The organism is Halomonas profundus (assembly GCF_020865425.1).
GTDB lineage: Bacteria > Pseudomonadota > Gammaproteobacteria > Pseudomonadales > Halomonadaceae > Vreelandella > Vreelandella titanicae.
On record NZ_CP086344.1, the window covers coordinates 4,434,843 to 4,459,739 of the forward strand.

Sequence of the window (24,897 nt, forward strand, 5' to 3'; positions counted from 1 at the left end):
TCTCAGTGTGTCTACATCATCAACCACGAAAGAATAAACAGCCCCAATACGGTACGTACAATACCGCCGATTAGCGAGCCACGCAGAAACGCGCGCAAACCGCCCCACAGGATCAGCAGCCCGATCACTAAGACGGCAATGCTGAAAAACGAGTCATTGATGCCCAGCGAGCGCGTCAGGCCATTGATGAAATCGCCGAACGCACCGAAGAAGTTGGTGAAAATGCCCAGCAGAAACTCCACCACCACGCGGATGGCTTCACCGATAGTTTCGCCAATTTCGTCAAAAAAGCCGTTTGTCTGCATCGCGTTTGCTTGCATCGATAGTACCCGTGACTGAGAAGGATAAGCGGCATTGTCGGTTAAATACGCTGACTGAGCAAAGCAGGATCCATCCCTCCCCCTCTTCGCCTTCCGTTTTTAGCGACTTTTCCGTCCAGCAACTACTCCGTCCAGCAACTATGCTCTCATAAACGCTCCAAAATATATGAGCCGTAAAACGTTCGTTTAAACAATCACCCTTATCGTCGTTACGCGCTAGGTGCCTGCCATGAACCATCATTACCCCCTGGCCGATCAACTCCAAGCTAGCACTCACCAGGTAGAAAACCAGCCGCCACCGCTGGAAAGCTACAATAGCTACACAGCTGATCGCGTTCTTCAGGAAGGCGTTAACCGTGAAAGCGGGTCTGACGACGATGCCCCACTCAAGACGTTTGGCCAGTGGGCGGGCTCTGCTGAGGCGATTGCCTTGGGGGTTGAGGCCAACCGTTACTCCCCCCAGTTAGTGACCCACGACCAGCAAGGCCATCGGGTCGATTTGATCGAGTTTCATCCCGCCTATCATCAGCTTATGCAAACGGCGATAGAGCACGGCTTGCATGCTAGCCCCTGGCGAACCCCTCGGCCCGGTGCGCATGTTTATCGGGCCGCCAACTACTTTTTACAGGCCCAGGTAGAAGCGGGCCACGGCTGTCCGATTACCATGACCTTTGCAGCCCTGCCCGCACTGCGCCATCAACCCAGCCTGCTTGAGAGCTGGGGCGATAAAATCACCGCCCCACATTACGACCCGCGCAACGTCCCCTATTTCGAGAAACAGGGCCTCACTCTGGGCATGGCAATGACCGAAAAGCAGGGCGGCTCCGATGTGCGTTTGAACACCACCCGCGCCTACCCGATTGATCAAGGCGGGCCGGGGGAAGCTTTTGAGCTGGTGGGGCATAAATGGTTTGTCTCCGCGCCAATGTGCGATGCATTTCTGGTACTCGCCCAGGCGCCCAGTGGCTTGAGCTGTTTCTTGCTGCCACGCTGGCGGCCCGACGGCAGTAAGAACCCGCTTCATATACAGCAGCTAAAACGTAAAATGGGCAACGTATCGAATGCTTCCAGCGAGACCGAGCTGCGGGGCGCCTTTGCCTGGATGGTGGGCGATGAAGGCCGCGGCGTGCGCACCATCATCGAGATGGTCGCCATGACCCGCTACGACTGCATGATTGGTTCAGCTGCCGGAATGCGCCAAGCCACCGCCCAGGCCATTCACCACGCCTCTCATCGGCATGCCTTTGGGAAGCGGCTCAGCGAGCAGCCGCTGATGCAAAATGTGCTCGCTGACTTGGCCATTGAGAGCGAAGCCGCCACCACCTTAATGCTGCGTATGGCCCGCGCCATGGATCATCAGGACAACGAGCATGAGCGCCTGCTTTCGCGAATCGCCACCCCTGTGGGCAAGTACTGGATATGTAAACGCACGCCCCACCACGCATACGAGGCAATGGAGGTGATTGGTGGAAGCGGCGTCATGGAGACCCACATAACGGCACGTCTGTTCCGCGAATCCCCAGTTAACGCCATCTGGGAAGGCAGCGGTAATGTTCAGTGCCTGGATATCCTGCGCGCGATTGAAAAGCAGCCCGAAGTACTCGACGCCTACTTCGCCGAACTCGGCCTTTCACAGGGCACCAATGGGCATCTTGACCGTTTTATCCACCAATTACAGCGGCAGATGCAGGATACTCAAACGCTCCAGTACCGCGCCCGCCAGTTGGCGGACGGCATGGCCCTAGCGTTACAGGGCGCCCTGCTGGTTCAGCACGCCCCCGCTTATGTGGCCGATGCATTCTGCGCTGGTCGCCTTGCCGACCGCAGTGGCCTCAATACAGGCACGCTACCCACCGGGCTGGATTGCGCGGCAATCATCCAGCGTGCCCGGCCCGTGGAATAACACCCTTGGAGTGAGTCCTTGGAATAAGCCCCGTGGAATAAGCGTTCACGACTATGGCCGTCTTCCAGGCTAAAACCGATCGCGTAAAACTAATCACATTAAAAAACTATTTACATTAAGAGCCAGCAATAATGTGATAGCGGGTAAGATATAAAACACTCCACTACAGGCGTGTTTTATGCTTAACCAGCGTGCATTAACCTACCTCAATGAAGTGATTCGCCGCGGCTCGCTCAGGCGCGCCGCGGCCCACCTGAATGTCGATGCTTCTGCCGTTAGCCGCCAACTAAAAGCACTAGAAGAAGAGCTGGATACCCAGCTATGCGAGCGGCACGGAAGAGGGATGCGCGCAACCGCAGCGGGCCAGCTACTGGTGCACCATTTTCATGCCCAGCGGGCTTCAGAAGAAGCGGTGCTCTCCCAGCTAATGGCACTTCAAAGTCTAGCGAAAGGGGAAGTTCGCATTGCCGTGGGAGAAGGGTTTATCGCTGACCTGATCGCCGCACCGCTAGGCACTTTTATGTCAGCGTTTTCAGGTATCAATGTCGAAATTCGCATGGCGGGTGTCAACGAAGCGATGTCGTTACTCAAAGATCGTGAAGTGGATATAGCGCTACTTTATGCACCGCCGGTAGACCCGCAACTTTTCTGCCACGTGGAAACACGCCAGCCGCTCGATGTTATTGTGCCCCCCAATCACCCACTAAGTGATCTTAACCGCCCGGTAACGCTGCATGACTTAAAGGAGTGGCCCCTGGCGTTAATGGACAATCCTTTTGGTATGCGGCAAATGGTCAATATGGTGGCCCACCAGGAGCGCATTCATCTTGAAGCACGCCTGCATACCAACTCTGTTTCGGTGCTAAAGAATTTCGTCCGCTCAGGCATCGGCGTTACGTTTATGCCCGAACTCACCGTAGCGGATGAGATTGAGCGCGGTGAGATCTTCACACTACCCATGCAGTACCCGGTGATGAACGGTACGCGGGCACAAATTGTTAGCCTGAAAGGGCAGGAACTCCCGGTCGCCTCAATCACTTGCATCGATCATTTGCACAAAGGCATGCGCTTTTTCTCCGCCGATGCACCACGACTGTTGCAATAAAAGCCACAGTTTAGGTATTGCATAGTCAACACCTCAATACATAGTCTTCTAGTAAGCACTCCTTATAAATCCAATAACGCGCCCTTAGCGCCTCATAGCTCACGACAATAAACCAGGAGACTTACGATGTTTACTCAGCACTTTTTACCCAAACGACTCATCTCGGCTTGCCTGATTGGCTCTGCCATGATGGCAGGAAACACTCTTGCAGCCACCACCATTAATCTGAGTTACAACGGTGCCCCAGATCCCGAAAAGAATGCTGTCCACGTCTTTGCAGAGAACCTTAAAACGTTGGTAGACGAAAAAACTGACGGTGAGATACAGCTTGAGCTCTACCCGAATAGCATGCTGGGTGATGAAGAGGAGCGCATGGAACAAACCATGAATACGCCCATGCTCAACGTGGCGTCATTTGCAGGCGTCTCTCCTCTCGTTGATGAGATCTTCGTCAGCGCTATTCCGTTTCTGTTCGACGACTTTGCGGCAGCACGTAGCTTCTTCGATGAAGGAGAGTATTGGCAGGAAGTCAGCAGTGCTCTGCAGGAGCGTGCCGGTATCGATATGCTGGCGGTCGTCGAAGAGGGGGGCTTCCTGGCATTCACCAACAATGAACGGCCTATCAGCCACCCGGACGACTTCGAAGGGCTGCGTTTCCGGGCCATGGATCCCAGCCAGGTAGCCCTCTATGAATCCTTCGGCGCCTCCGGCACTCCCATTCCCTGGACAGAGACCTACATGGGACTGCGTACAGGAGTGGCCGACGGCCAGATGAACCCGCCGATGTATATCATCCTGGGCAGCCTCTACGAAGTGCAGGATTACCTGACCCTAGCCAATATCCAATACTCCGATCAGTTCCTGGTGGGCAATAGCGACATGATCGCAGGTTGGGACGATGAGCTTCGCAGCACCTTTATGGAGGCCGTCGCCGAAGCTAATCACAATGCCCGTGAGCACAACGAGGAACAGGTCGAGGCACGTATCGCCTACCTGGAAGAGCAAGGTATGGAAGTGATTCGCCCTTCTGAAGAGGAGCTCACCGCTTTCCGCGACATTGGCCAGCCCGCCTATCTTGAGTGGCTCGAAGAACGTGATATCGAGCAACGCTGGATCGATATGGCGCTGGAAGATGCAGGCATGAGCGAACTGCTCGACTAACGGCTGTTAACAACAGGGGCTGGTACCTTACCGGCCCCCTATTTCCAGTACTTAATATTCCAGTACTGCATGTTCTAGTGCTTAACGTTTCTGTGCTTCCTGGAAGGCTGCCATGTTTAATACGTTTCGATCCCGTCTACTGGCGATCAGCCGCCCGGTGTCCCTAACCCTGGCGGGCGCGCTGCTATCCCTCAATGTTGCGGCCATATTGTATGGGGTGTTTGCCCGCTACATCGCCGGTGGTGCCCCTATTTGGACAGATGAGATATCGCGATTTTTGATTATCGCCACCGTGATGCTCGCGGCTGGCACCGTCTGGTCGGAAGGGGGTCACATGCGCGTTGGTCTGTTGGAGAAGCTACTGCCACCCCCTCTCGCGCGTTTGCTGAACGTGTACCAGTGGCTGCTCACCCTGCTGATTGCAGCGGGGGGTGCCTGGGTCAGCTATCGCTATGCACTCTCGGTCAGCATGTTTACCACCTCAGGGCTTGGCATTAGCCGCACGGTGCCCCTCCTCTCGCTACCCGTTGGCTTTTTATTACTGGCTTGGCATGCGCTTCTCTATGGCCCCGCGCCACTTAAAACTGTCGAGGACACCTTATGATTGTGACTATGTTGGCGGTTTTCCTCGGCCACGTTTTGCTTGGGCTTCCTCTGTTCATCGCACTGCTGACCACGGCGATAGTAGGCTTTCTGTTTGTCGACCCCTCAATGATTCCACGTATGCTGCCCCAGCAATTCTTTGGCGGTATCAATGTGTTCTCCTTGATGGCTATTCCGTTATTCATCTTCGCTGGCAACCTGATGAACGTCAGCGGCTTAACCGAGCGCCTGATGGGGTTCGCCCGCCTGATAGTGGGGCACTTGCGGGGCGGTATGGGCCACGTCAACGTGGTGTCGAGCGTGTTCTTCGCAGGCGTCAATGGCTCAGCGGTGGCGGATACCTCGGCACTGGGGTCGCTGTTAGTACCTGCCATGGAGAAGGAGGGCTACTCAAGGGCTTTTGCCGCTGGGTTGACCGCCGGTAGCTCGCTGATCGGCCCGATTATTCCACCCAGTATCTTTATGATCCTCTACGCCTCACTGACCAACACCTCAGTAGGCGATCTATTTCTGGCGGGCGTAGTACCAGGTCTGCTGCTGGGGGTTGCCTTTATGGGCATGAACGCCTGGTATGCCTGGCGCCACCGATTACCCAAAAGTGGCCAGTTGCCCTCAATCGGCCAACTTGGCATAGCCTTCGCGGCCGCTCTGCCCGCGCTTATCGCTCCCTTTATTATTGTTGCTGGCATCGTGCTGGGCTTTGTGACGCCTACAGAATCGGGCGCGTTGACAGCGCTGTATGTGGCCTTATGTGGCTTTGTGCTGGGAGGGTTACGCTTTAAAGAGTGCTGGCAAGCCATCCTTGATACGGCACGCTTAACCTCGGCGATTTTTCTCATCATGGCGGCCTCGGCGACGATTAGCTGGCTGCTCTCCTATGCGCAAGTACCTGCGCAGTTTGTATCCCTGCTATCACCCTACGTGGACAATAGCGTGGTTATTTTATTGCTGCTTAGTGCGATCACCTTCATCACGGGCATGTTTATGGAGGAGGTGTCGGCATTGATGCTACTGACGCCTATCTTTGCGCCGGTGGCTATGATGGCAGGTATCGACCCCATCCATCTGGGCGTCATTATCACGCTAAACATTACCATTGCCTTAATCACGCCGCCGCTGGGCGCCTGTGTGTTCGTGGCCGCCGCGGTTAGTCGGCTTGAGATAGTGTCGCTATTTAGAACCATTTGGCCCTTTGTGCTGACGGCGATTGCGGTGCTTATTCTATTAATCCTTTTTCCATCGCTGACGCTGTGGCTGCCTACTCAGTTTTGACAACTAGTTTTAATAACCAGCTTGGATAACACTCTGCTTGGATAACATAATGCCTTTGAGCACACTATTGAAGGCCTTGCCGCCTATACCCAGCCATTCAGCTCCCTGCTGGGAACAGCTGCGCCGCGCGCCTATTGAAGATAACGGCGAGCGCTTGGTACCGATGAGCCTCGCCCCGGCACCGGTCAGCGTGTTCCCCGCCTATGCTCGGCTGGGTATTCCGGGTGCGGTGCCGGAGTGTTTCGTTCGTGAGGGGGTTTATCGGGCGCTACTCGCTGCGGCACGTAGCTTACCCGAGGGCATCGGGTTGATCGTACTGGATGGCTGGCGGCCATGGCGGGTGCAGCAGTACTTGTTTGATACCCTGCATGAAGCCATCCACCACCACCATCCAGACCTCAGCGACGCGGAGCTATTGGAGCGTACAAGAGAGTTCGTATCGGTACCCAGTCGCGACCCTTTAGCCCCCAGCCCGCACCTCACCGGCGGCGCCGTCGATGTCACGCTTTGTGATGCCGATGGCCTGCCACTGGATATGGGCACCCTGTTTGACGAGGCGCTTCCCGCCTCCCATAGCGACTATTTCGAAAAGCTGGAAATGCTTACCCCGCAGCAACATAAGGCGCGGGATAACCGCCGCCTGCTCTATCACACCCTGCAACAACAAGGCTTCACCAACCTGCCCAGCGAGTGGTGGCACTTCGATTATGGCGATCAATTATGGGCCTACTACGGGCCGCATGATCATGCACAGTACGGCCCGGCAGAGCTGGATACCATAGAGAGCCGCTGGCGCAGGCAGTTGGGGTAATGATCTAGCCAGCGCCAGATTCAGTGTGCTCACACCGCAGGCGCTTCAAGTTCCAGAAAGCGCCGTACTCGGTCGGTTTTAGGGTTCTCAAAGAACTCGCTGGGGTGGGATTTTTCAATGATGATGCCTTTGTCGAGAAAGACCACTTGATCGGAGACTGCCCGGGCAAACTCCATTTCGTGGGTCACCAGCACCATGGTGTAGCCTTCTTTGGAGAGGTCTTTGATCACCCCAAGCACTTCCCCCACCAGCTCGGGGTCGAGGGCTGAAGTGGGCTCATCGAACAGCATCACCTTAGGCTGCATGGCGAGTGCCCGCGCAATCGCTACCCGCTGTTTCTGACCACCAGAGAGTGTGTAGGGATATTGTTCACGCTTGTCGGCCATGCCGACTTTTTCGAGCAGCGCCATGGCTCGCTCGTCAGCCTCGGCTTTGCTTAGCCCCTGAACATGAATTGGCGCCTCGGTGACATTACGCAGCACACTCAGGTGAGGCCAGAGGTTAAAGCCCTGGAACACCATGCCCAAGCGCGCGCGCATGCCTGCCAGCTCACGGCGCGACATGGGTTTTCCAGTGTCACTCACGCCGATACGATCACCGGCAATACGGATGTCGCCCCGGTCGGGTTGCTCAAGCCAGTTAATGCAGCGCAGCAGGGTAGATTTACCCGAACCCGATGAGCCCAAAATACTCACCACTTCGCCGGGCTGAACTTCCAGCGATACATCCCGCAGCACCTCAATGCCATCGAAGCTTTTGGAAAGGTTACGAATACTAACAGCGGCGGTCTCAGGCATTTTCGAATCCTCGCTTGGCGCCAAAACGGCCAATCATTTTGATAAATAGTTCTAAACCAATACTGATCAGCCAGTAGAAGCCGATCACCACGATGAACGCTTCCATGGGAATGAAGTAGGTGCTCGACAGGCTGCTCGCCGCCGCGGTGAGTTCGCGCACGGTGATGATCACCAGAAAGGCGGTGTCTTTGAGTAGGATAATCAACTGATTACCCAATAAGCCGCGGGTTTTCAAAATCAGCTGCGGCAAGATAATGCGCATAAACATTTGGGGCTGCGAGAACCCTTGGGCGATTGCTGCCTCTACCTGCCCTTGGGCGAAGGTAGCGCGGCAGCCGCGCAGAATCTCCGCGAAGTATGCGCCATGGTAGATCACCAGGGCGATAATCCCGGCCGTCCAGGCACTCATGCGGATGCCTGCACTAGGTAAGCCGTAATAGAGCAGGTAGGCCAGGATCAAAAATGGCAGCATACGCATGCCATCGATAAAAATCCGCAGCGGAACCTTTAACCGTGGGCGGGAACCCTCCAATAAAAACACCATGGCGCTGCCCATTAAAAAAGCCAAGACAGCGGATAAACCAAATAGCTTTAAGGTGTTATAAAAACCACTTAAAAACACATCGTAAGATGACCAAAGAATTTCCCAGTTGCTCATAGAGACTCCCTAAACGACCACCTTAAACGGCCAGCCGGCTGGCTTTACGCTCAGCCACACGTTGAAACCACACCAACAGACTGATAATCAGCATATACAGCGCCGCAGCCGCTAAAATGGGTGGCAGTGGGTCGTAGGTCACCGCCGAAATACGGTTGGTCACACGGGTCAGGTCGACGACGCCGATGACCGCAATAGCGGGGCTGCCTTTAATCAGAAATGACATTTCATTCACCAAGCCCGGCAGGCTGGTAATGGTGATTTGTGGCAGCATAATACGGCGGAAATAGACCCACGGTGTCATACCGATGGCCAGGGCCGCTTCACGCTGCTCTTTGGAGAAGTTGTTAAAGGCAGAGCGCCAGATTTCAGCGTTAAAAGCAGTGGTATTGAGGGTTAACGCGATAATACCGGCCACATTGCGGTTGAGGTTAACGCCCATGGTCGGCGCGGTTAAGAAGATAAACAGCACCAGCGTCACCAGCGGCGTTGCCCGCGCCAAGCTAATGTAGACGCCTAGCAATTGATGCAAAACGGGAATTTTGGCCACCCTAAGCAATGCAATCAAAAGCCCCATTACCACACCGATGGCAATGGAGATGCCGGATATCCAAAGCGTTGTCCAGGCGCCCTGGATGAGAAGCCCCCATGCGCTACTGTCCATGCTCACCCCCTAATTCGCGATAAGAAAACCGCCGCCCAGGCTGGGCGGCAGGCGAATGTGATGGCTTACATACCGGCCATTTCGTGGAACTCTTCCACTGAGGTGATAGGGGTTGTCGGCAGGTCATCAAAGGACTCGCCAAACCACTTTTCCTGCAGCTCGGCCAGGCGGCCAGAATCACGCAGGTGGCTCATAAAGTCGGTGATATAGGCCAGCAGTTGTGGGCTGTCTTTAGGCATCGGCCAGGCAACATAGCCAGGACCGGAGACCGCTTGACCGGCTTCAAATACGTCAGGGCGTTCACTGATCAGGTCATTAACCGGCACGATGGAGTTAATCACGTAATCGACACGACCGTTGGCCAGGTCAGCGTAGATTTCTGGATAGGCCTCATACTGCATTACGTCGCCCAGCTCGCCACCACTCTCTTCCAGCATGACCTCCAACTCTGGCAGGCGCGATAGCAGTGCACTGCCCGCCTGAACACCCAGCGTCATACCACTTAAGTCTTCAATGCTGTTGATACGGTCATCACCTGCCCGCTTAATGTAAAAGTGCTGTGCCGATGCAAACGGCGGCGCGTAGTTAAACACCCGCAGGCGTTCGTCGGTCACCGACGCGCCGGTAAGTGCCATGTCGTATTGGCCCGATGAAACCGAGGCCAAAAGCCCCGTCCAAGGCAAAATATCCTGGCGGATCTCGAAGTCAGCGTACTCCTCCAGTTCAATCAATATATCTTTGATAAAGCCATCGGGGTCGCTGCCACTCATAAAGTTAAACGGCGCGTAGTTATCTTCGGTGGCCACGCTCATATAGCCACGGCTCTCTATTTCATCTAAATCCGCAGCGGAAACGGTCAGTGACGCACTTAAAGCAAGCGCGCCGATGCTTATTGCGGAGGCTAAGGCAGCTATTTTTTTCATCGTCTGATATCCCCTAGGTTTTCAAAAATACGCTTTTAAAAAATAGGTTTTAGAAAAAGCAGTCAAAACATCGCTCGCCTTTGCGTTTGCAGTGGGTCTGCAAACAGTTGGGCGATATGCAGAAGCTGACTTCACCCTAGATTTTTATCCTCTCTGCGATTAGAGCCAGTTAGCGCAAATTAAAAGGACAGTTACCGATAGCCACTGCCAACAACAGAGCTGGCACGAAAGATGCTTTGTTTAAGGAGAGATGCTTGAGTGAATGGGATAGACGGCCAGGGTTTTAAAGAGGAGATGTGCATGACATCACTGTGTCTTGAGGTCGACCCTAACGCTGGCGCCTGCCTGCAAGAACAACTACGCAAAACGCTGCTGGAAGCGATTCGTATGGGCAGTTTACCCAGCGAGGACGCGCTCCCCTCCTGCCGCAAACTTTCGCAGCAGTTGGGTATTTCGCGTAATACGGTGGCGATTGTTTACGAAAAGCTGGTCGAGGATGGCTATTTAATAAGTCGCCCTCGTAGCGGCTACTATTTACACCCTGATTATAGCGACCCTCAATCAACGCTTAGTTCATCACTAACAGCGTTAACCGACCCCTGTAACGACGCCGTAAGCGCACCAAACTGGCACAAACGCATTACTCAGCGCCCTACTAACTACCAAGGCATTCTCAAACCCGGTAATTGGTCGGAATATGCCTACCCGTTTATTTACGGCCAGTTAGATACGCGACTTTTTCCGTTAGCCCAGTGGCGAGATGTTTCTCGGCGCTTATTGAGTTCGCAACGCGATAAACCCTGGCTGCGCGATCGTATTGACCAGGACGACCCGCTCCTGATTGAGCAATTGCGCAAACGTATTTTGCCGCGCCGGGGAATTTTTGCTCGCTCAGAAGAGATTCTGATCACCATGGGAACGCAAAATGCACTCTATCTGATCGCGCAACTGCTCTGCCATCGGGGCACTCGCGTGGCGCTAGAATCTCCCGGTTACCGCGAAGCAATGAATGTGTTTGCCCAGCGCGGTGCCTGCCTGCAGTTGCAAACCGTGGATACGGAAGGCATGCGTCTTGAGGGGTCTCAGCAGTGTGACTATCTGTACGTCATGCCCAGTCATCAGGTGCCCACAGGTGTGACCATGAGCCGCGAGAGGCGCGAAGCTCTACTGGCCCAGCTACCCCATCACGACCAAATCGTGATTGAGGATGACTACGACGCCGAGATTCATGGCGACCAGTTCGCACTGCCAGCCCTCAAAGCCAGCGCGCAGAGCGCCCGAATTATCTACATGGGCAGCTTATCCAAGGCGCTCTCGCCTGGTCTGCGCATGGGTTATGTCGTGGCCGATGCCGAGGTGATCGACGAGCTGCGAGCGCTGCGCCGTATGATGTACCGTCACCCACCCGCCGCGTTACAGCACCAGCTGGCACAGTTTATTTCTCAAGGCTATTACGAGCGCTACCTCAAACTGCATGTGGAGGAGATCGACCGGCGGCGCGACACGATGCGGCTCGCTATTGATCAGGCATTGCCCGGCTGCCTCAGCCACAGCAGCAGTCGTTCCAGCGCCTTCTGGATGGAAGCGGATGCGGGCATCGACACTCAGCGGCTAGCCTGGCATGCCGCCCAGCGGGGTGTGCTCATTGAACCCGGCTTCCAGCACTTCTTCGATGCCGCCCCGCCGCGGCGCTTTTTCCGGCTAGGGTTTGGCGCCATCGAGAGGGAGCGTATCGACCCAGGCATACAGCGCCTGGGCCTCGCCTACGATAACGCTCTAAGCACTTGAGAACGGGTACTTTAACAACGGGCACTTAAAACGGGCATTTAAAAACCAATCTAGCGTGATGCCGTACAGTTTTTCAACACGCGATCCAAGATGGCTAAACCCTCCTCTACTTCAGCGGCCGTTACGATACACGGCGGAACCACATGGATGCGGTTCTCAACGGTAAAGACCAGCAGTCCGTTTTCCATTAATTGCTGCTTGAGTTGCAACACTTCCGCCCCTGGCAGTGGTGTTTTGTAAACCGGGTCGCTGACGAGCTCTAAAGCGTGAAACACTCCAACGCCCCGCCAATCTCCAATGATGGCGTATCGCTCGGCAAGCTGTTGCAACCCTGCGGCTAACGGGCCATTACCCACCGCGTCAGCGTTTTTAACCACGCCCTCTGCTTCCATCGCATCCAGGGTCGCGACTATCGCCGCCATTGCCAGCGGGTGGCCGGAATACGTCAGACCGCCGACAAAGAAGTGGTCATCGAAATAGCGTGAGATGGATTCAGAGATAATCACGCCCCCGGCAGGCACATAGCCCGAGTTCACCCCTTTGGCGAAGACGATTAAGTCCGGCGCCATGTCGTAATGTTCAAAAGCGAACCAGCGCCCTGTGCGACCAAAGCCAGCCATCACTTCATCTAGAATCAGTACAATACCGAACTCATCGGCGAGTTTTCTAACGCCCTGAAGATACGCCTTCGGAGGTAACAGTACGCCAGCCGTACCGGGAATGGTTTCCAGCAGGATGGCCGCGACCGCATTAGCACCTTCGCACTCAATTACCCGGCGCAGGTGTTGCAACGCCCGCTCACGCTCCTCCTCTTCATTGCGCGCCCAAAACTCACTGCGATAAAGGTAAGGGTTGAAGAAGTGCACATGGCCGCTGGCATACTCATTGGGCACCCGCCGCCAATCACCGGTGGCAGCAATCGCTGAACCGGTGTTGCCGTGATAGGAGCGGTAGGCGGATAGTATTTTGCTTCGCCCGGTATAAAGACGCGCCATACGAATGGCATTTTCATTGGCATCCGCGCCCGCATTGGTGAAAAACACCTTACTAAACCCAGCGGGCGCTTTGGCGATAATGCGCTTGGCCGCTTCGCCCCTAGCCAAGTTGGCATGGGCGGGGGCAATGGTACACAGGCTCGCGGCCTGGGCTTGAATCGCGCTCACCACTTTGGGGTGCTGATGGCCGATATTGGTATTGACTAACTGGCTACTAAAATCCAGATACGAGCGCCCCACATAGTCCCATACGCGACACCCTTCAGCCCCTGCAATCACCATGGGGTCTAAACTGCCTTGCTGTGCCCAGGAGTGGAACACATACTGGCGATCTAAGGTGTGTACATAAGTATTATCCACACCGCTTTCGGGTGGATGTGAAGCGGCAATATTGGTATTCATAGCAAGCACCTTAAGTAATCCGTTAAGAAATAGCGTGCTTGCCAGCCTAGTGAGTCAACCGTTTAGGCTGTAGGGCCAGTCTTTACGTGCCAAAGGGACAGACGCATTGGAAAACAGCGATGTCACAGTAACAGGCACGAACTGGCCCTAAAGGCTTGAACCAGCGTTGCTTACAGTGATGTAAGAACGCGCCCATCGCCTTTAATTATTTGCCTTTAAATAGCTTGAATAACGTGGAGAAATTGCAATGCCTAGCGTACTTATTACCGGAGCGACGTCAGGGTTTGGTAAAGCGGCTGCCCAGCGCTTTGCCAAAGCGGGCTGGTCATTGATTTTAACCGGGCGACGCGTAGAGCGCCTCAAAGCACTTGAGGAGGAGCTTTCCAAGCAGGTGCCCGTGCTAACACTGGCGCTGGATGTCCGCGATAGTGATGCGGTGACTGATGCCATTAGCAACTTACCGGAAACGTTTCTGCCGCTGACGTGTTTAATCAATAATGCGGGGTTAGCCCTGGCACCGGAACCGGCGCAAAAGGTGGCGCTGGAGGATTGGCACACCATGATCGACACCAATATCACGGGGTTGGTCAATGTGACACACGCGGCGCTGCCGCTGCTGCTGAAAACCGGTAAAGGCGCGAGTATTCTCAATCTCGGCTCGGTGGCGGGTCAGTGGCCTTATCCTGGCGGGCATGTGTATGGCGCGTCGAAAGCCTTTGTTCAGCAGTTCAGCTACAACCTACGCTGCGATCTGTTAGGTACTGGCGTGCGAGTCACTGACCTGGCGCCCGGCATGGCAGAAACCGAGTTTACGCTGGTCAGAACTAAAGGCGACCAGGCCGCTTCGGATGCACTTTACCGGGGTACGACGCCACTTCAAGCAGAGGATATCGCCGAGCAGCTTTACTACTTGGCCACGCTGCCCGCCCATATCAACATCAATCGCTTGGAAATTATGACCGTTCGTCAGGCATGGTCAGCGTTTGCGGTTGATCGCGACCCGGCTTAAGCCTGCTGCGCCGATTTTAATAGGCCACCCGTTGAAACGCGATACCGCCCTTGCTCTTTGACTAGATAAAGGGCGTTATCCACTCGCTTCATTACGCTTTTGACCGATTGTTGATACATTCTATTTTACTCATCCTTGTAAAATAGTCGTGCAGTCATGAGACTCAACGTCAACAGATCTCGATACCCACAGCCGATAAAGGGCAGGGGTAAAGAAAAACGACACTAGCGTCGCTAAGAGCAGTCCAAAACCAACGGTTTGCGCGAATGGTGGCCATAGCCCGCCGGTAGCCAACATCAACGGAATTAAGCCTGCAAAGGTAGTGACCGTGGTCGAAACGATATGCCGGCTGGTGGGGCCACTGATCACCGCCAGCATGGCATCGATATCGCCTCGGCGGGCGGCTTCATCGTCATCAAAGGCAGCAATAATGATAATAGTGGCATTAATCGCTACTCCCACCAGCCCCATGATGCCGACGATAATCACAAACCCAAACGCATGCCCGCTTAGTAGCAGCGCCACAATACCCATACCCATCGCCTGGGCGCCGGCAATAAATACGATGGCGGCCCGCCGAAAGGAGTTAAATGCCAATACCACGGTGGCCACCATGGCTATGACCAGCAACACCACCGAGGCAAGCAACTTGCCCACGGCGTCATCTCGCTCGGCGGCTTCACCACCGGTTTCGATTCGGTAACCAGGGGGCAATTGAAACGCCCCCGACGCCAACGCTGCCTGAAGCTTGGCATCCAACTGAGCCATGGAGACCGCCGGAAGAGCGTCGGCCACCAGGTACCCTTGTACCAACTGCATCCGTTCAGCGTTACGGCGGGTAATCACGCTCCAGGCAGGCGTGAGTGACACCTCTGCCACCGCCGCCAGTGGCAGTCCCTCAGCTACTTGATCGCTGACCAGGCGCAGCGCCGCCAGCTGTTCTGCGTTAGTGCGCCACTCATCGGCGTAGCGCACCCGCACAGGCAGTTGCTGCGTATCCTCCAGCAGCATGCCTGCCGATTGCCCCGAGAGCGCGGCCCCCACTTGTTCCGCTAGCCGCTGCGGCGTTAGACCCGCATCACTCAGTGCGGTGTGGTCGATATCCAGGGTTAACCTGGGCAAATCACGCTGCATGCCAGCGCGCACATGGGTCACCTGAGGCAGTTGGTGCATCAGACCCGCTAGCTCAAGTCCCAGCGATGACAGCACCGCTAGATCATCACCATAGACACGTAGCTCAATCGGGGCTTTAAACGGCGGCCCCTGCTCATACTTGCGCACTACGCTTTGGGCCTGAGGGAAACGCCGATCAAGCGCCTGCTGTAAGGCGGGCACTCGTTCATTAGTGATTTGTAAAGACGCTGTGTCCACAATCAGGTGCAAAAATGCCGGGTTGTTATCCTCATTGGTAAGCACGTTGTAGTACATCATTGGCGCGCTTTCACCGACAAACGCCGAGACGCGGGTGATGCCCGGCAACTCACGAATCATGGCATCGACTTCATGGGCCAGTGCTTCGGTGTTGGCCATACTGCTGGCGGGGGGCAGGCGCACCTCAATGTGAAACTGGTCGCGGTCTGCGGGAGGAAAAAACGCCACATCCAGCGTGGGCATCAACGCCATGCCACCCACGGGCACACACAGGGTGATGATCATGGCGGCCCAGGGGTGACGCAGCGCGCTGCGTACCGTACGGCGGAAGCCGCGCTTGAGCATCCCACTGACGCCGTTATTGCGAGGCGTTGGAGGTTTATCAGCGACCCTGGCTAACAGCATGGGTGACAGCGCAGGCACCAGCAGCAGCGAAACCAGATAAGAACTTACCAGTGCGACCATCACCGCCATGGCCAGGGGCCCCACGAACTCCCCCGCTGGGCCCGGCATCAACACAATCGGCATAAACGCCAATATGGTGGTTAAGGTGCTGGCCAGCAGCGGCACCGCTAAGTGGCGCAATGTGTCCCGGGTAGCGGCAAGCGCTGAATCGCCTTTCAAAAAGCGCTCGCGCAGGGCGTTGGTCATCACAATGGCATTGTCGACCATTAGCCCCAGCGCCACGATAATGCCGGTAATGCTCATCTGGTGAATATCGATACCCAGCGGCTTGAAGAACGCCAGGGTGAGCAGAGCCGTGGCGGGGATCGCCAACCCCACCGTCACCGCCGAGCGCCAGCCCATAGTGATGAACAGGATCGCCACCACCAGCGCTAGCCCCATCAGCAGGCTGCCAGCCACGTCACTTAAGCGCTGGTTGGTGTAACTGGCCTGTTCGAAAACCTCTTCAACCGCGATGCCGACAGGCAATTCATCGGCGAACACCGCCAACTGCTCTTGTGCTTTTTCCACCCAGTTATCGATTCGCTGGCCGGGAGCCATACGTGCGCCGACATACACCGCTCGTTCGCCGTTAAGCAGTGCCACTGCGGCGGGCGGGTCTTGCACGCCCCGGCGTAGCTCAGCCAACTCGCCAAGTCTTACGGTGTGCCCCTGCCGAGTCGTCACTTCTATCTCGCGTAGCCTATCGAGCGCATCAAACTCACCGCTTAGCCCCACCGTCAGCCGGTGGCCGTCGGTGACCACTTCACCTGCGGTACGTCGTCCATCGCTTGCCTCAATAGTGGCCGCTAATTGCCCGACGGAGAGCCCCAAGGCGTTCAGTTCAAGCGGGTTAACCCTCACCTCTACCTGCTCCCCCGCCACGCCAAAGCGGTGGGTATACTCCGTGCCAGGGACGTTTCTAAACGCTGCTTCCAAACGCTCGGCGTAGCGCTCCATCAGTTGGGGATTGGGCGGGGTATCCAGTGTCCAGCGCAATGCGGCCACGATGCTAAATGCGTAGCCCCGATCATCCAGCAGTTCCGGCGTTTGCACGCCGTCAGGCAGTGTAGGGGCGACATCGGCCAGCTTGTCGCGCACGCGGCTCCACACCGGCGTTACATTGGTCACGGCATCCTCAAGCTCAAGGCTAATCACCGCAATGCCCTGGCGTGAGGTGGATTCCAGCACGTTAATCTCAGCGATGGTGCGTAGCTCATCCTCAATGGGACGCGCCACTAAAGCTTCGACCTGCTCGGGGGTGGCGCCAGGAAAAGGCGCAAGCACGGTGGCCATGCGCGCCACCAAATGGGGGTCTTCCGCGCGTGGCAGCGTTTGAATGGCCGACAGTCCGGCGACAACGAGAAGGCCCAGGGCTAGCGCTAACAGTCGACGGTTAAATAACCACTCAAGGCGCTTCATAGGCCACTTCCTCGCTTAGCGTGACCTGCTGACCTGGCGTTACACGGTGGGTGCCACCGGTAATCAGCCGCATGCCCGACGCCAGCGTGCCGCGTACAAAGGCCTGGTCTCCTTCGCTATGCAATAGCTCCACGCTGGCCTGGGCCACACGGTAGTGATCGTTCTCTAACGGCTCGGCCACCAATACGTTCCACAGGCCACGGTCGGAGGCTTGCAGGGAATCCAACGGCACCCAGTATCCGTTTGCGGGCTCTGTGATCTTGTAGCGCAGCTCTGCCAGATCGCCGGGCACGGCATGGTCTGGGGTTTCCAGCGATACCACCAGCGTCTGGGTGCGACTGTCGCTATCAACCTGGGGGAGCCGAGCACGTACCTTACCGCTGACTTCCTCACCATTCACCATCAGCTCAACGGCTTCACCTGGCGTAAACGTCGCGGCCAGCGCTGCGGGTAGGCCAAGATGCGCTTCTAACTGCTCGACATCGATAAGATCGAAAGCGGTAGTGCCGCTACTCACCAAGCTGCCGACACTGACATGGCGCTCGATCACTCGTCCGCCGAAGGGCGCTTTTAACGTGCTGTCATCCAAATCGGCGGTAAGGCTATCGCGCTCGGCTGCCAGCGCCGCCAGGCGAGCCTGGAGGGTCAGTCGATCTGTCCGGGCCTGATCCAGCGCCGTGCGGCTGGCAAAGTTATTCTGGTTTAGCTGCGCTTCACGCTCCTCCTGGCGCTGAGCCAGGGCGAGGCTGGCACGGGCTTCTTCACTGCGTGCAGCTACCTCCGCTAAGCGGCTTTCCAATCGACGGGTATCCAGCGTGGCAAGCACATCCCCCTGTGCAACCGCATCGCCTCTGTCTGCTGACACAGCACTGACCCGCCCCGCGGGTTCGAACGCCAGCGATACCGACTGGCGCGACACCACACGACCGGTTAAGCGCACATCGCGCTGCAGTTGTTCGGCTTGCTCCAGGGCCTTGGTCGACACCTGTAACAGGGCGTTATCAGCGCCTTGCTGGCGGGTCTGCTGAGCACTGCTGTGCTGACTGGAGAGAGAAAACACCGTCGCCAGTGTGCCACCTACCATCAACAGCGCCGCCAGCGTGCCGCGAAACCGGTGGTTCCAGGAAGTTTTTAGAGGAGTGCCCATGTTGGCCTCGAAATGGTTTATTCTTGAACGATACCGTTCAATATTTATTTACTCAATAGCCCGGATTGCACCGAATGACAGAGCCCCAACATACATCGCCTGAATCAAAGCGCCGCGCTGGACGACCCAAGGATATGGCTAAACGGGATGCCATGATGGATGCGGCGACGTGTCTGTTTTTTCGCCACGGTTTAGAGGGGGTAACGATGGAAGCCGTTGCCCGGGAAGCGGGGGTTTCCAAAGTCACAGTCTACGGCCACTTTGTGACCAAAGAGGCACTGTTTGGCAGTGTGATACGTCGCGAAACCGAAATCATCCGCAGGGGATTAGATAAACTGCCCGACACCCACGAGGGGGTTCGCCAATCATTGATCGAAGTCGGCATGAGCTTAGTGCACTTTTTGTTGGAACCCCATGTCTTGGCGGTTGAGCGGGTGATGAACACTCAGGGAGAGCAGCACCCTGAGCTGCTACAGGCTTTTTTTGAGGCAGGCCCTTGGGCCACTAAGCAGTGGCTGCAGGAGAAATTGGAGGGACTAGCCCAAACCGGGCATTTAACGCTTGGCACACCCACGCTTGCCGCCAGCCACCTGTGCAGTATGTGGCAAGGCATGTTGGTCACAGAAGTCCGCATGGGCGTTCGCCACCTCCCCAGCGATGAAGAGCTGCATCATCAGGTCAGTAGCGCCGTGGATGTGTTTTTGGCGGCGTATGGGAATACCTAGGCCAAACACAGCCCATTGAAAAATCACAATCTGTTTTAACGCCGCTCTAGCACACCGATTAGCGCGGGTATTGGCAGGCTTTGATCCTCTACCGATTTATACAGGTTGCGGACGGCTTCAGCGATACCTCCCTCCACGGCGAGGTCTTCGGTCATCGTATGGTAGTAACCGAGGTCTTTGCTGGCATTGGCAACGCTAAACTTAAAGCCTGAAGGGTCATTGTCAGCGATATAGGGGCGCAGCCGCTCGAGTACTACCCCACCGCCGCCGCCTGCGCCAAGCACTTCAAGCAAGGCGGTATCGCTGATGCCCGCTTTACGTGAAGCGACAGTGGCCTCCGCCAATACCGCAGAAAACCCAAGCGAAACAAAATTATGCAGCAGTTTAAGGGTATGCCCCGCGCCCACATCGCCCGCATGGGCAATATTTTCGGCAAAGCCCTGCAGCAGAGGCAGCGTTTCATCGAACAGTGCCTTCGGCGCACCGACAATCAAGTTGAGCCGCCCTTCAGCCGCTTCTTTGGGGGTGCGCGTCATGGCGGCATCCATAAAGCGCCCGCCAGCCTCTGTGACTCTGGCAGCGACGTTTTCTGTTGAACTGGGCAAGGCGGTGGAGCAATCCACCACGATACTACCGGGCGTTATCCCTTCCAAAACGCCGTTAGGTTCAAATAGCACCGCTTCTACTTGGGGTGAGCCGGTCACGCACAGAATCACCACCTCAGCGCTCTGTGCTACCTCTCGGCCTGAATTCAACGCGGTAGCACCGGCGGCCAGCAGGTCATCTACGGGCTGATTGCCCGAGTGATTGAGAAAGCTGACTTGGTGGCCTGCGCGCAGCAGACTGCTGGCAATCCCATGGCCCATAAGGCCTACGCCGACGATGCCTACCTGGCGAGATGTTGTCATTGTCATTGCTCCATTAATGGTGATTAGTCGTGCTTGATAGCAACCGTCTTAATTCGGGTATAGCTACGCAGACCTTCAAAGCCTTTCTCTCGGCCATGGCCGGAACGCCCAACGCCACCAAATGGTAGCTCTACACCACCGGCGGCACCGTAGTTATTGATGAATACCTGACCGCTGCGAATACCTTTAGCCAAACGGAGCTGGCGACCACCATCGCGCGTCCAAATACCGGCACAGAGGCCAAAATCGGTAGCATTAGCCAGCGCCAGAGCTTCCGCTTCGTCCTCAAACACCTGCACCACCAGCACTGGGCCAAACAACTCTTCTTGAAGCACTTCATGCCCTTCGGGAATATCGGTGAGTAGTTGAGGCACTACGAAGTGGCCGCCGCTTGGCGCGCTTGCGGCTAACTGACCTTTTGCTGCCACGCGAATACCGTCGGCTTCGGCGGCCGCCAAGCGCGCTTCCAGCTTGGCTTTTTGACGCGCATTGATCAGTGGGCCGCAGTCAGCATCCGCTTCGCCTGCATCACAGCGCAGTGCAGCGAAGCGCTCGCTGAGGTTAGCGACCACGCTCTCAGCGATCTCCCGCTGCACCAGCAAACGGCTGCCTGCGGAGCAGGTCTGCCCGGCATTCTGAATAATGCCGCGCACCACCGCAGGAAGCGCGGCATCAATATCCGCATCGGCAAACACTAATTGGGGAGACTTACCGCCAAGTTCCAGGGTGACGGGTACATGGTGCTGCGCGGCCGCCTGGGCGACATGGGTGCCGGTCTCTGGCGAGCCGGTAAAGGAGAGATGATCAATGTTTGGGTGGGCAGCAAGGGCAGCGCCCGCTTCAGCACCAAGCCCTGGCACCACGTTGAGTGCACCCGCCGGAAGGCCATGATCCACTGCCAGTTGCGCTAAACGCAGTACGCTTAAACAGGCATCCTCCGCGGGCTTGAGCACAACGGTGTTACCCGCGGCCAGCGCCGCGGCCACACAGCGCCCGAAGATCTGCGATGGGTAGTTCCAGGGAATAATTTGCGCACACACGCCGTAGGGCTCACGCAGGGTCATGACCGCGAAGTCGGTCTCAAAGGGGATGGTTTCACCGTGGAGCTTGTCCGCCGCACCGCCATAGAAGCGAAAGTAGCGTGCGCAGGCACCAATATCGCCCCTGGCTTGAGTCATGGGCTTCCCGGTATCAGCACACTCAAGCTGTGCCAGTTGCTCGTGATGCGCCTCGATAATATTTGCAAAGCGTAGCAACCATTCGCTGCGCTGCCGGGCAGACCAACTCGCCCACTCGCCCAATTGGCCGGAAAACGCCTGGTGTGCCGACTCAACGGCTGCCTTAACGTCACCCTCCTGGCTACGTGCTATACGTGCCAAAGGCTCACACGAAGCTGGTGCTTCTACTTGTAAGGTAGTGGCCGTATCAACCCACTCACCACCAATCAGCGCCTGCTGAGGCGGTAACACTAATGCATCTTGCATATCGCACTCCTTTAATTGTCATTGTTCGGGTAATGCTAAAAAGCGACAGGATTCAGTAAAAAATTAACCGTAAAAAGCAGTCACCAGCCCCATGGAAATCCACGGCATATAGGTAATCGCCATTAGGCAGGCCAATACCACCAGCACAAAGCGCACCAGCCATGGCAGCATTTGATCGATCGAGATTTTGGCAACCGCACAGGCAGCAAAGAGGTTTACGCCGAGCGGCGGCGTAATCATGCCAAGCGCCAGATTAACCACCATCACCAGCCCAAAATGGACGGGGTGGATGCCAAACTGCATTGCAATCGGGGTCAATATCGGTGCCAACACCAGAATAGCGGCGGAAGTTTCGATAAACATGCCGACAACCAACAGCAATGCATTGACCACCAGCAAAAACATCAGAGGATCATTGATGGTATTGGTGACCAGGGTGGCGATTTGTGCAGGTAGCCCCGTGCGGCTAAGCAGAAAACTAAATAGCGAGGCCGCGGCAATAATCAACATAACGGCGGCGGTAGAGATCACGCTCTGGCGCATAATCGGCCACAGGTCATCGACCTTCAGTTCACGGTAGTAGAAACCTCCCACGATCAGGGCAAAAAACACGGCCACGGCGGAGGCTTCAGTCGGGGTAAATATCCCGCCATAGATACCGCCAATCACGACCACCGGCATTAGCATGGCCACCCAGGCACGCTTTACCGAGATCATAAATCCGGTGCTGTCTTTATAGTCGTCCTTGCCGTAACCGCGCACCTTGCAAAACAGGTAGAGAAAGAGTATCAGAGCGCTGCCAATCAATATGCCGGGGCCAATGCCGGCGAGGAACAGTTGGCCAATGGACGTATCGGTACTCACGCCATACAGAATGAGAGGAATCGACGGGGGTATAAGCACACCCAGCTCAGCGGATGACGCCTGAATGGAGGCAGCCAAGGGCTTTGGGTAGCCATGTTTCACCATCGCCGGAATCAGGATGGCGCCAATCGCGAAGGTGGTGGCCACACTGGAGCCTGACACCGCCGCAAACATCATGCAGGTCAGTACGCAGGACATGGCCAAGCCACCCTGCACCTTCCCCACGATAGATTTGGCTAAGTCCACCAAGCGCTGGGAGATGCCCCCTGCGGCCATCAAATTCCCGGCAAGAATAAAAAATGGGATCGCCATGAGCGGGAATTTATCAATACCGATAAACATCTGCTGCGGCACCAGCAACAGTGGCAAGCGAGTAAAGAATTCGATGCCGATAATTGACGCCAGGATAATCGAAATCGCGATCGGCACGCCGAAGGTGAATAGAATGATCAGCGACAGGCCAATAACCATATTCATGACTGCGCCCCTCCTTTAGGGAGATGGCCATCTTCAACCAACGCCTTCTCAGGAGTAATTTCGCTATTCTCCGGCCCTACCTTTTCACGTCCACTGAGCTGCGCTAAAAGCCGAGCCGCAACAGCCACAATGGCAAAACTTGAACCCGTGGGAATCGCCGCATAGGCCCACGACATCGAAATATTCATTCCCGACATGGTTTGATTGCTCACCCGCATCGTCATTTGGATGCCGTAATGGATCAGCACCCCAAGCACCAGCAGGCAGCACACCACAATGAGCACCTCTAAAAGAGTGAGAAAACGCACAGGTACCACTTTATAAACGACCTCCACCGCCATCATGTAACCGCCCCGAAAGGTGGCGGCAGCGGCCATAAAGACACACCAGATCATGGCGGCGCGGGAGGCGACTTCCGTCCAGGTAGAGGGGGCGTTAAACACAAAGCGGGTGAGCACCTGATAAAAGCTGAGGGTCACCGATATCGCCAGCATGACCACTGCGATCAGCATTGCAAGCCGGGTTAACTGATGCTCAAAACGAAGAAATACCGCTAGCATAAGAGATCACCATGCCAAAGCGGCCTCCGGCTACGCCGAAGGCCGGGGAGGAAGAAGCGCTCAGCAACTGCTGGCTTTGTCCTGAATGCGCTCCAGCATTTCGGTGCCGTACTCAGAAGTAAATATCTCATAGGCGGGCTGAACCGCTTCCTGGAAAGGAGCAACATCAATGTCGGTCTTTACCGTCATACCATTCTCTTCCAGCAGCGCCACGCCTTCACGCTCTAGCCGCGAGACCTCTTCACGGGTTGCTTCAGCAGATGCGACAGCAGCTTCCCTAAACCAGCCACGCTCTTCGTCACTTAAGCCATCTAGCAGAATCGGCGACCCCAGGACGATGGCCGGCGAATAGACGTGCCCGGTTAATGAGAGATAATCCTGCACTTCCCAGAAGTTGGTGGCGACGATGACCGTAATCGGGTTCTCCTGGCCATCGACGGTACCCTGTTGAAGTGCCGTGAACAGTTCCGGGAAGGCCATCGGCGTTGGCCGAGCACCCATCTGACGGAAAGCCTCCTGATGCACCTCGTTCTCCATGGTGCGAACGCGCAGGCCCTCGGTATCTGCTGGTGTGGCGATTTCTCGCTGGCTATTGGTCAGGTGACGGAAGCCATTTTCCGTCCAAGCCAGGCCGATCAAATCGTGATCGCCCATTTTTTCCAGTAGTTCGTCGCCAAGCTCACTATCCAGCACGCAGCGCGCCTGGTCGTAGTTCTCAAACAGGAAGGGCAGGTCGAGCACATAGGTTTCGGGAACGAAGTTACCTAGCGGGCCGGTAGAGGTAATCACCACATCGACGGTGCCGATTTGCAGCCCTTCGATCATCTCCCGCTCGCCGCCCAGCGACCCCGAGGTATGCTCGGTCACCGTGAACTCGCCATCAGACAAACGCTCCAGCGCCTCTTTAAAGGCATCTGCACCCACTGAGTAGTGGGAGCTGTCAGAAAGGGTGTGCCCCAGGTTCACTTCCGTCGCCGCATGGGCTTGTAGTGCAATGCCAACGGTAGCAATACCGCTAATCGCCGCCACCAGGGCATGGCGTGTAATTGTGGGTGTCTTTGTAAAGTGTTGCTTAGTCATTGAA

At 56.1% G+C, this 24,897-nt stretch carries 22 protein-coding genes; 9 read left to right on the forward strand and 13 right to left on the reverse strand.

The window, feature by feature from the left end; all coding sequences use genetic code 11:
- Window positions 1–11: 11 nt before the first annotated feature.
- A complete protein-coding gene (locus LMS44_RS20205) occupies window positions 12–305 on the reverse strand; it encodes a hypothetical protein (RefSeq protein WP_498947307.1) in 294 nt (97 codons plus the stop codon).
- A gap of 244 nt (window positions 306–549) precedes the next feature.
- Here LMS44_RS20205 and LMS44_RS20210 point away from each other — a divergent pair, with 244 nt between their 5' ends.
- The 6 genes from LMS44_RS20210 to LMS44_RS20235 all read left to right on the forward strand — a co-directional run bounded on the left by LMS44_RS20210 (window position 550) and on the right by LMS44_RS20235 (window position 7,175).
- The gene (locus LMS44_RS20210; protein WP_498946265.1) at window positions 550–2,223 is read left to right on the forward strand and encodes an acyl-CoA dehydrogenase family protein; all 1,674 of its coding nucleotides are present in this window, start codon (window positions 550–552) and stop codon (window positions 2,221–2,223) included.
- A 178-nt stretch (window positions 2,224–2,401) separates the two neighbouring features.
- On the forward strand, window positions 2,402–3,328 hold the full coding sequence (locus LMS44_RS20215) for a LysR family transcriptional regulator (protein WP_498946267.1): 927 nt from the start codon (window positions 2,402–2,404) through the stop codon (window positions 3,326–3,328).
- A gap of 126 nt (window positions 3,329–3,454) precedes the next feature.
- Window positions 3,455–4,489, forward strand: a complete 1,035-nt coding sequence (locus LMS44_RS20220; RefSeq protein ID WP_498946270.1) for a TRAP transporter substrate-binding protein — start codon at window positions 3,455–3,457, stop codon at window positions 4,487–4,489.
- A gap of 112 nt (window positions 4,490–4,601) precedes the next feature.
- On the forward strand, window positions 4,602–5,093 hold the full coding sequence (locus LMS44_RS20225) for a TRAP transporter small permease (protein ID WP_498946272.1): 492 nt from the start codon (window positions 4,602–4,604) through the stop codon (window positions 5,091–5,093).
- On the forward strand, window positions 5,090–6,364 hold the full coding sequence (locus LMS44_RS20230) for a TRAP transporter large permease (RefSeq protein WP_039857366.1): 1,275 nt from the start codon (window positions 5,090–5,092) through the stop codon (window positions 6,362–6,364). Before LMS44_RS20225 ends, LMS44_RS20230 begins: the two co-directional genes overlap by 4 nt.
- 49 nt (window positions 6,365–6,413) lie before the next feature.
- Window positions 6,414–7,175, forward strand: a complete 762-nt coding sequence (locus LMS44_RS20235; RefSeq protein ID WP_233975062.1) for a M15 family metallopeptidase — start codon at window positions 6,414–6,416, stop codon at window positions 7,173–7,175.
- 29 nt (window positions 7,176–7,204) lie between these two features.
- Here LMS44_RS20235 and LMS44_RS20240 read toward each other — a convergent pair whose 3' ends face one another.
- From LMS44_RS20240 to LMS44_RS20255, 4 genes are all read right to left on the reverse strand, one after another.
- Window positions 7,205–7,972, reverse strand: a complete 768-nt coding sequence (locus LMS44_RS20240) for an amino acid ABC transporter ATP-binding protein (protein ID WP_190374506.1) — start codon at window positions 7,970–7,972, stop codon at window positions 7,205–7,207.
- Window positions 7,965–8,630 carry an amino acid ABC transporter permease gene (locus LMS44_RS20245; RefSeq protein WP_022521644.1) on the reverse strand — a complete coding sequence of 222 codons (666 nt, stop codon included), beginning with the start codon at window positions 8,628–8,630 and terminating at the stop codon, window positions 7,965–7,967. Before LMS44_RS20245 ends, LMS44_RS20240 begins: the two co-directional genes overlap by 8 nt.
- Window positions 8,631–8,652: 22 nt before the next feature.
- On the reverse strand, window positions 8,653–9,294 hold the full coding sequence (locus LMS44_RS20250; RefSeq protein ID WP_022521643.1) for an amino acid ABC transporter permease: 642 nt from the start codon (window positions 9,292–9,294) through the stop codon (window positions 8,653–8,655).
- Between the two features lie 65 nt (window positions 9,295–9,359).
- The gene (locus LMS44_RS20255; RefSeq protein WP_009285958.1) at window positions 9,360–10,217 is read right to left on the reverse strand and encodes a transporter substrate-binding domain-containing protein; all 858 of its coding nucleotides are present in this window, start codon (window positions 10,215–10,217) and stop codon (window positions 9,360–9,362) included.
- A gap of 300 nt (window positions 10,218–10,517) precedes the next feature.
- Here LMS44_RS20255 and pdxR point away from each other — a divergent pair, with 300 nt between their 5' ends.
- Window positions 10,518–12,005, forward strand: coding sequence for a MocR-like pyridoxine biosynthesis transcription factor PdxR (gene pdxR, locus LMS44_RS20260; RefSeq protein ID WP_476488590.1), 1,488 nt, complete (start codon window positions 10,518–10,520; stop codon window positions 12,003–12,005).
- A gap of 50 nt (window positions 12,006–12,055) precedes the next feature.
- On the opposite strand, the gene LMS44_RS20265 is transcribed toward pdxR, so the two are convergent.
- Window positions 12,056–13,402 carry an aspartate aminotransferase family protein gene (locus tag LMS44_RS20265; protein WP_476488591.1) on the reverse strand — a complete coding sequence of 449 codons (1,347 nt, stop codon included), beginning with the start codon at window positions 13,400–13,402 and terminating at the stop codon, window positions 12,056–12,058.
- Window positions 13,403–13,649: 247 nt separating this feature from the next.
- Here LMS44_RS20265 and LMS44_RS20270 point away from each other — a divergent pair, with 247 nt between their 5' ends.
- Window positions 13,650–14,411, forward strand: a complete 762-nt coding sequence (locus LMS44_RS20270; RefSeq protein ID WP_022521639.1) for an SDR family NAD(P)-dependent oxidoreductase — start codon at window positions 13,650–13,652, stop codon at window positions 14,409–14,411.
- Window positions 14,412–14,540: 129 nt separating this feature from the next.
- Here the strand turns inward: LMS44_RS20270 and LMS44_RS20275 are convergent, their stop codons facing one another.
- Both LMS44_RS20275 and LMS44_RS20280 read right to left on the reverse strand, forming a co-directional pair.
- The gene (locus tag LMS44_RS20275; protein ID WP_498946276.1) at window positions 14,541–17,648 is read right to left on the reverse strand and encodes an efflux RND transporter permease subunit; all 3,108 of its coding nucleotides are present in this window, start codon (window positions 17,646–17,648) and stop codon (window positions 14,541–14,543) included.
- The gene (locus tag LMS44_RS20280; RefSeq protein ID WP_498946278.1) at window positions 17,635–18,795 is read right to left on the reverse strand and encodes an efflux RND transporter periplasmic adaptor subunit; all 1,161 of its coding nucleotides are present in this window, start codon (window positions 18,793–18,795) and stop codon (window positions 17,635–17,637) included. The genes LMS44_RS20275 and LMS44_RS20280 overlap by 14 nt, the downstream gene beginning before the upstream one ends.
- A gap of 74 nt (window positions 18,796–18,869) precedes the next feature.
- Between LMS44_RS20280 and LMS44_RS20285 the strand changes: the two genes are divergently transcribed.
- The gene (locus LMS44_RS20285) at window positions 18,870–19,520 is read left to right on the forward strand and encodes a TetR/AcrR family transcriptional regulator (RefSeq protein ID WP_498946280.1); all 651 of its coding nucleotides are present in this window, start codon (window positions 18,870–18,872) and stop codon (window positions 19,518–19,520) included.
- 35 nt (window positions 19,521–19,555) lie between these two features.
- Here the strand turns inward: LMS44_RS20285 and LMS44_RS20290 are convergent, their stop codons facing one another.
- The 5 genes from LMS44_RS20290 to LMS44_RS20310 form a co-directional block, all read right to left on the reverse strand.
- The gene (locus tag LMS44_RS20290; protein ID WP_022521636.1) at window positions 19,556–20,428 is read right to left on the reverse strand and encodes an NAD(P)-dependent oxidoreductase; all 873 of its coding nucleotides are present in this window, start codon (window positions 20,426–20,428) and stop codon (window positions 19,556–19,558) included.
- Window positions 20,429–20,451: 23 nt separating this feature from the next.
- Complete coding sequence (locus tag LMS44_RS20295; RefSeq protein ID WP_138799268.1) at window positions 20,452–21,912, reverse strand: aldehyde dehydrogenase family protein; 1,461 nt, start codon at window positions 21,910–21,912, stop codon at window positions 20,452–20,454.
- A gap of 63 nt (window positions 21,913–21,975) precedes the next feature.
- Window positions 21,976–23,253, reverse strand: a complete 1,278-nt coding sequence (locus tag LMS44_RS20300) for a TRAP transporter large permease (protein ID WP_138799267.1) — start codon at window positions 23,251–23,253, stop codon at window positions 21,976–21,978.
- Window positions 23,250–23,813, reverse strand: coding sequence for a TRAP transporter small permease (locus LMS44_RS20305; RefSeq protein ID WP_498946283.1), 564 nt, complete (start codon window positions 23,811–23,813; stop codon window positions 23,250–23,252). Before LMS44_RS20305 ends, LMS44_RS20300 begins: the two co-directional genes overlap by 4 nt.
- A gap of 60 nt (window positions 23,814–23,873) precedes the next feature.
- A complete protein-coding gene (locus tag LMS44_RS20310; RefSeq protein WP_022521632.1) occupies window positions 23,874–24,893 on the reverse strand; it encodes a TRAP transporter substrate-binding protein in 1,020 nt (339 codons plus the stop codon).
- Window positions 24,894–24,897 lie beyond the last annotated feature (4 nt).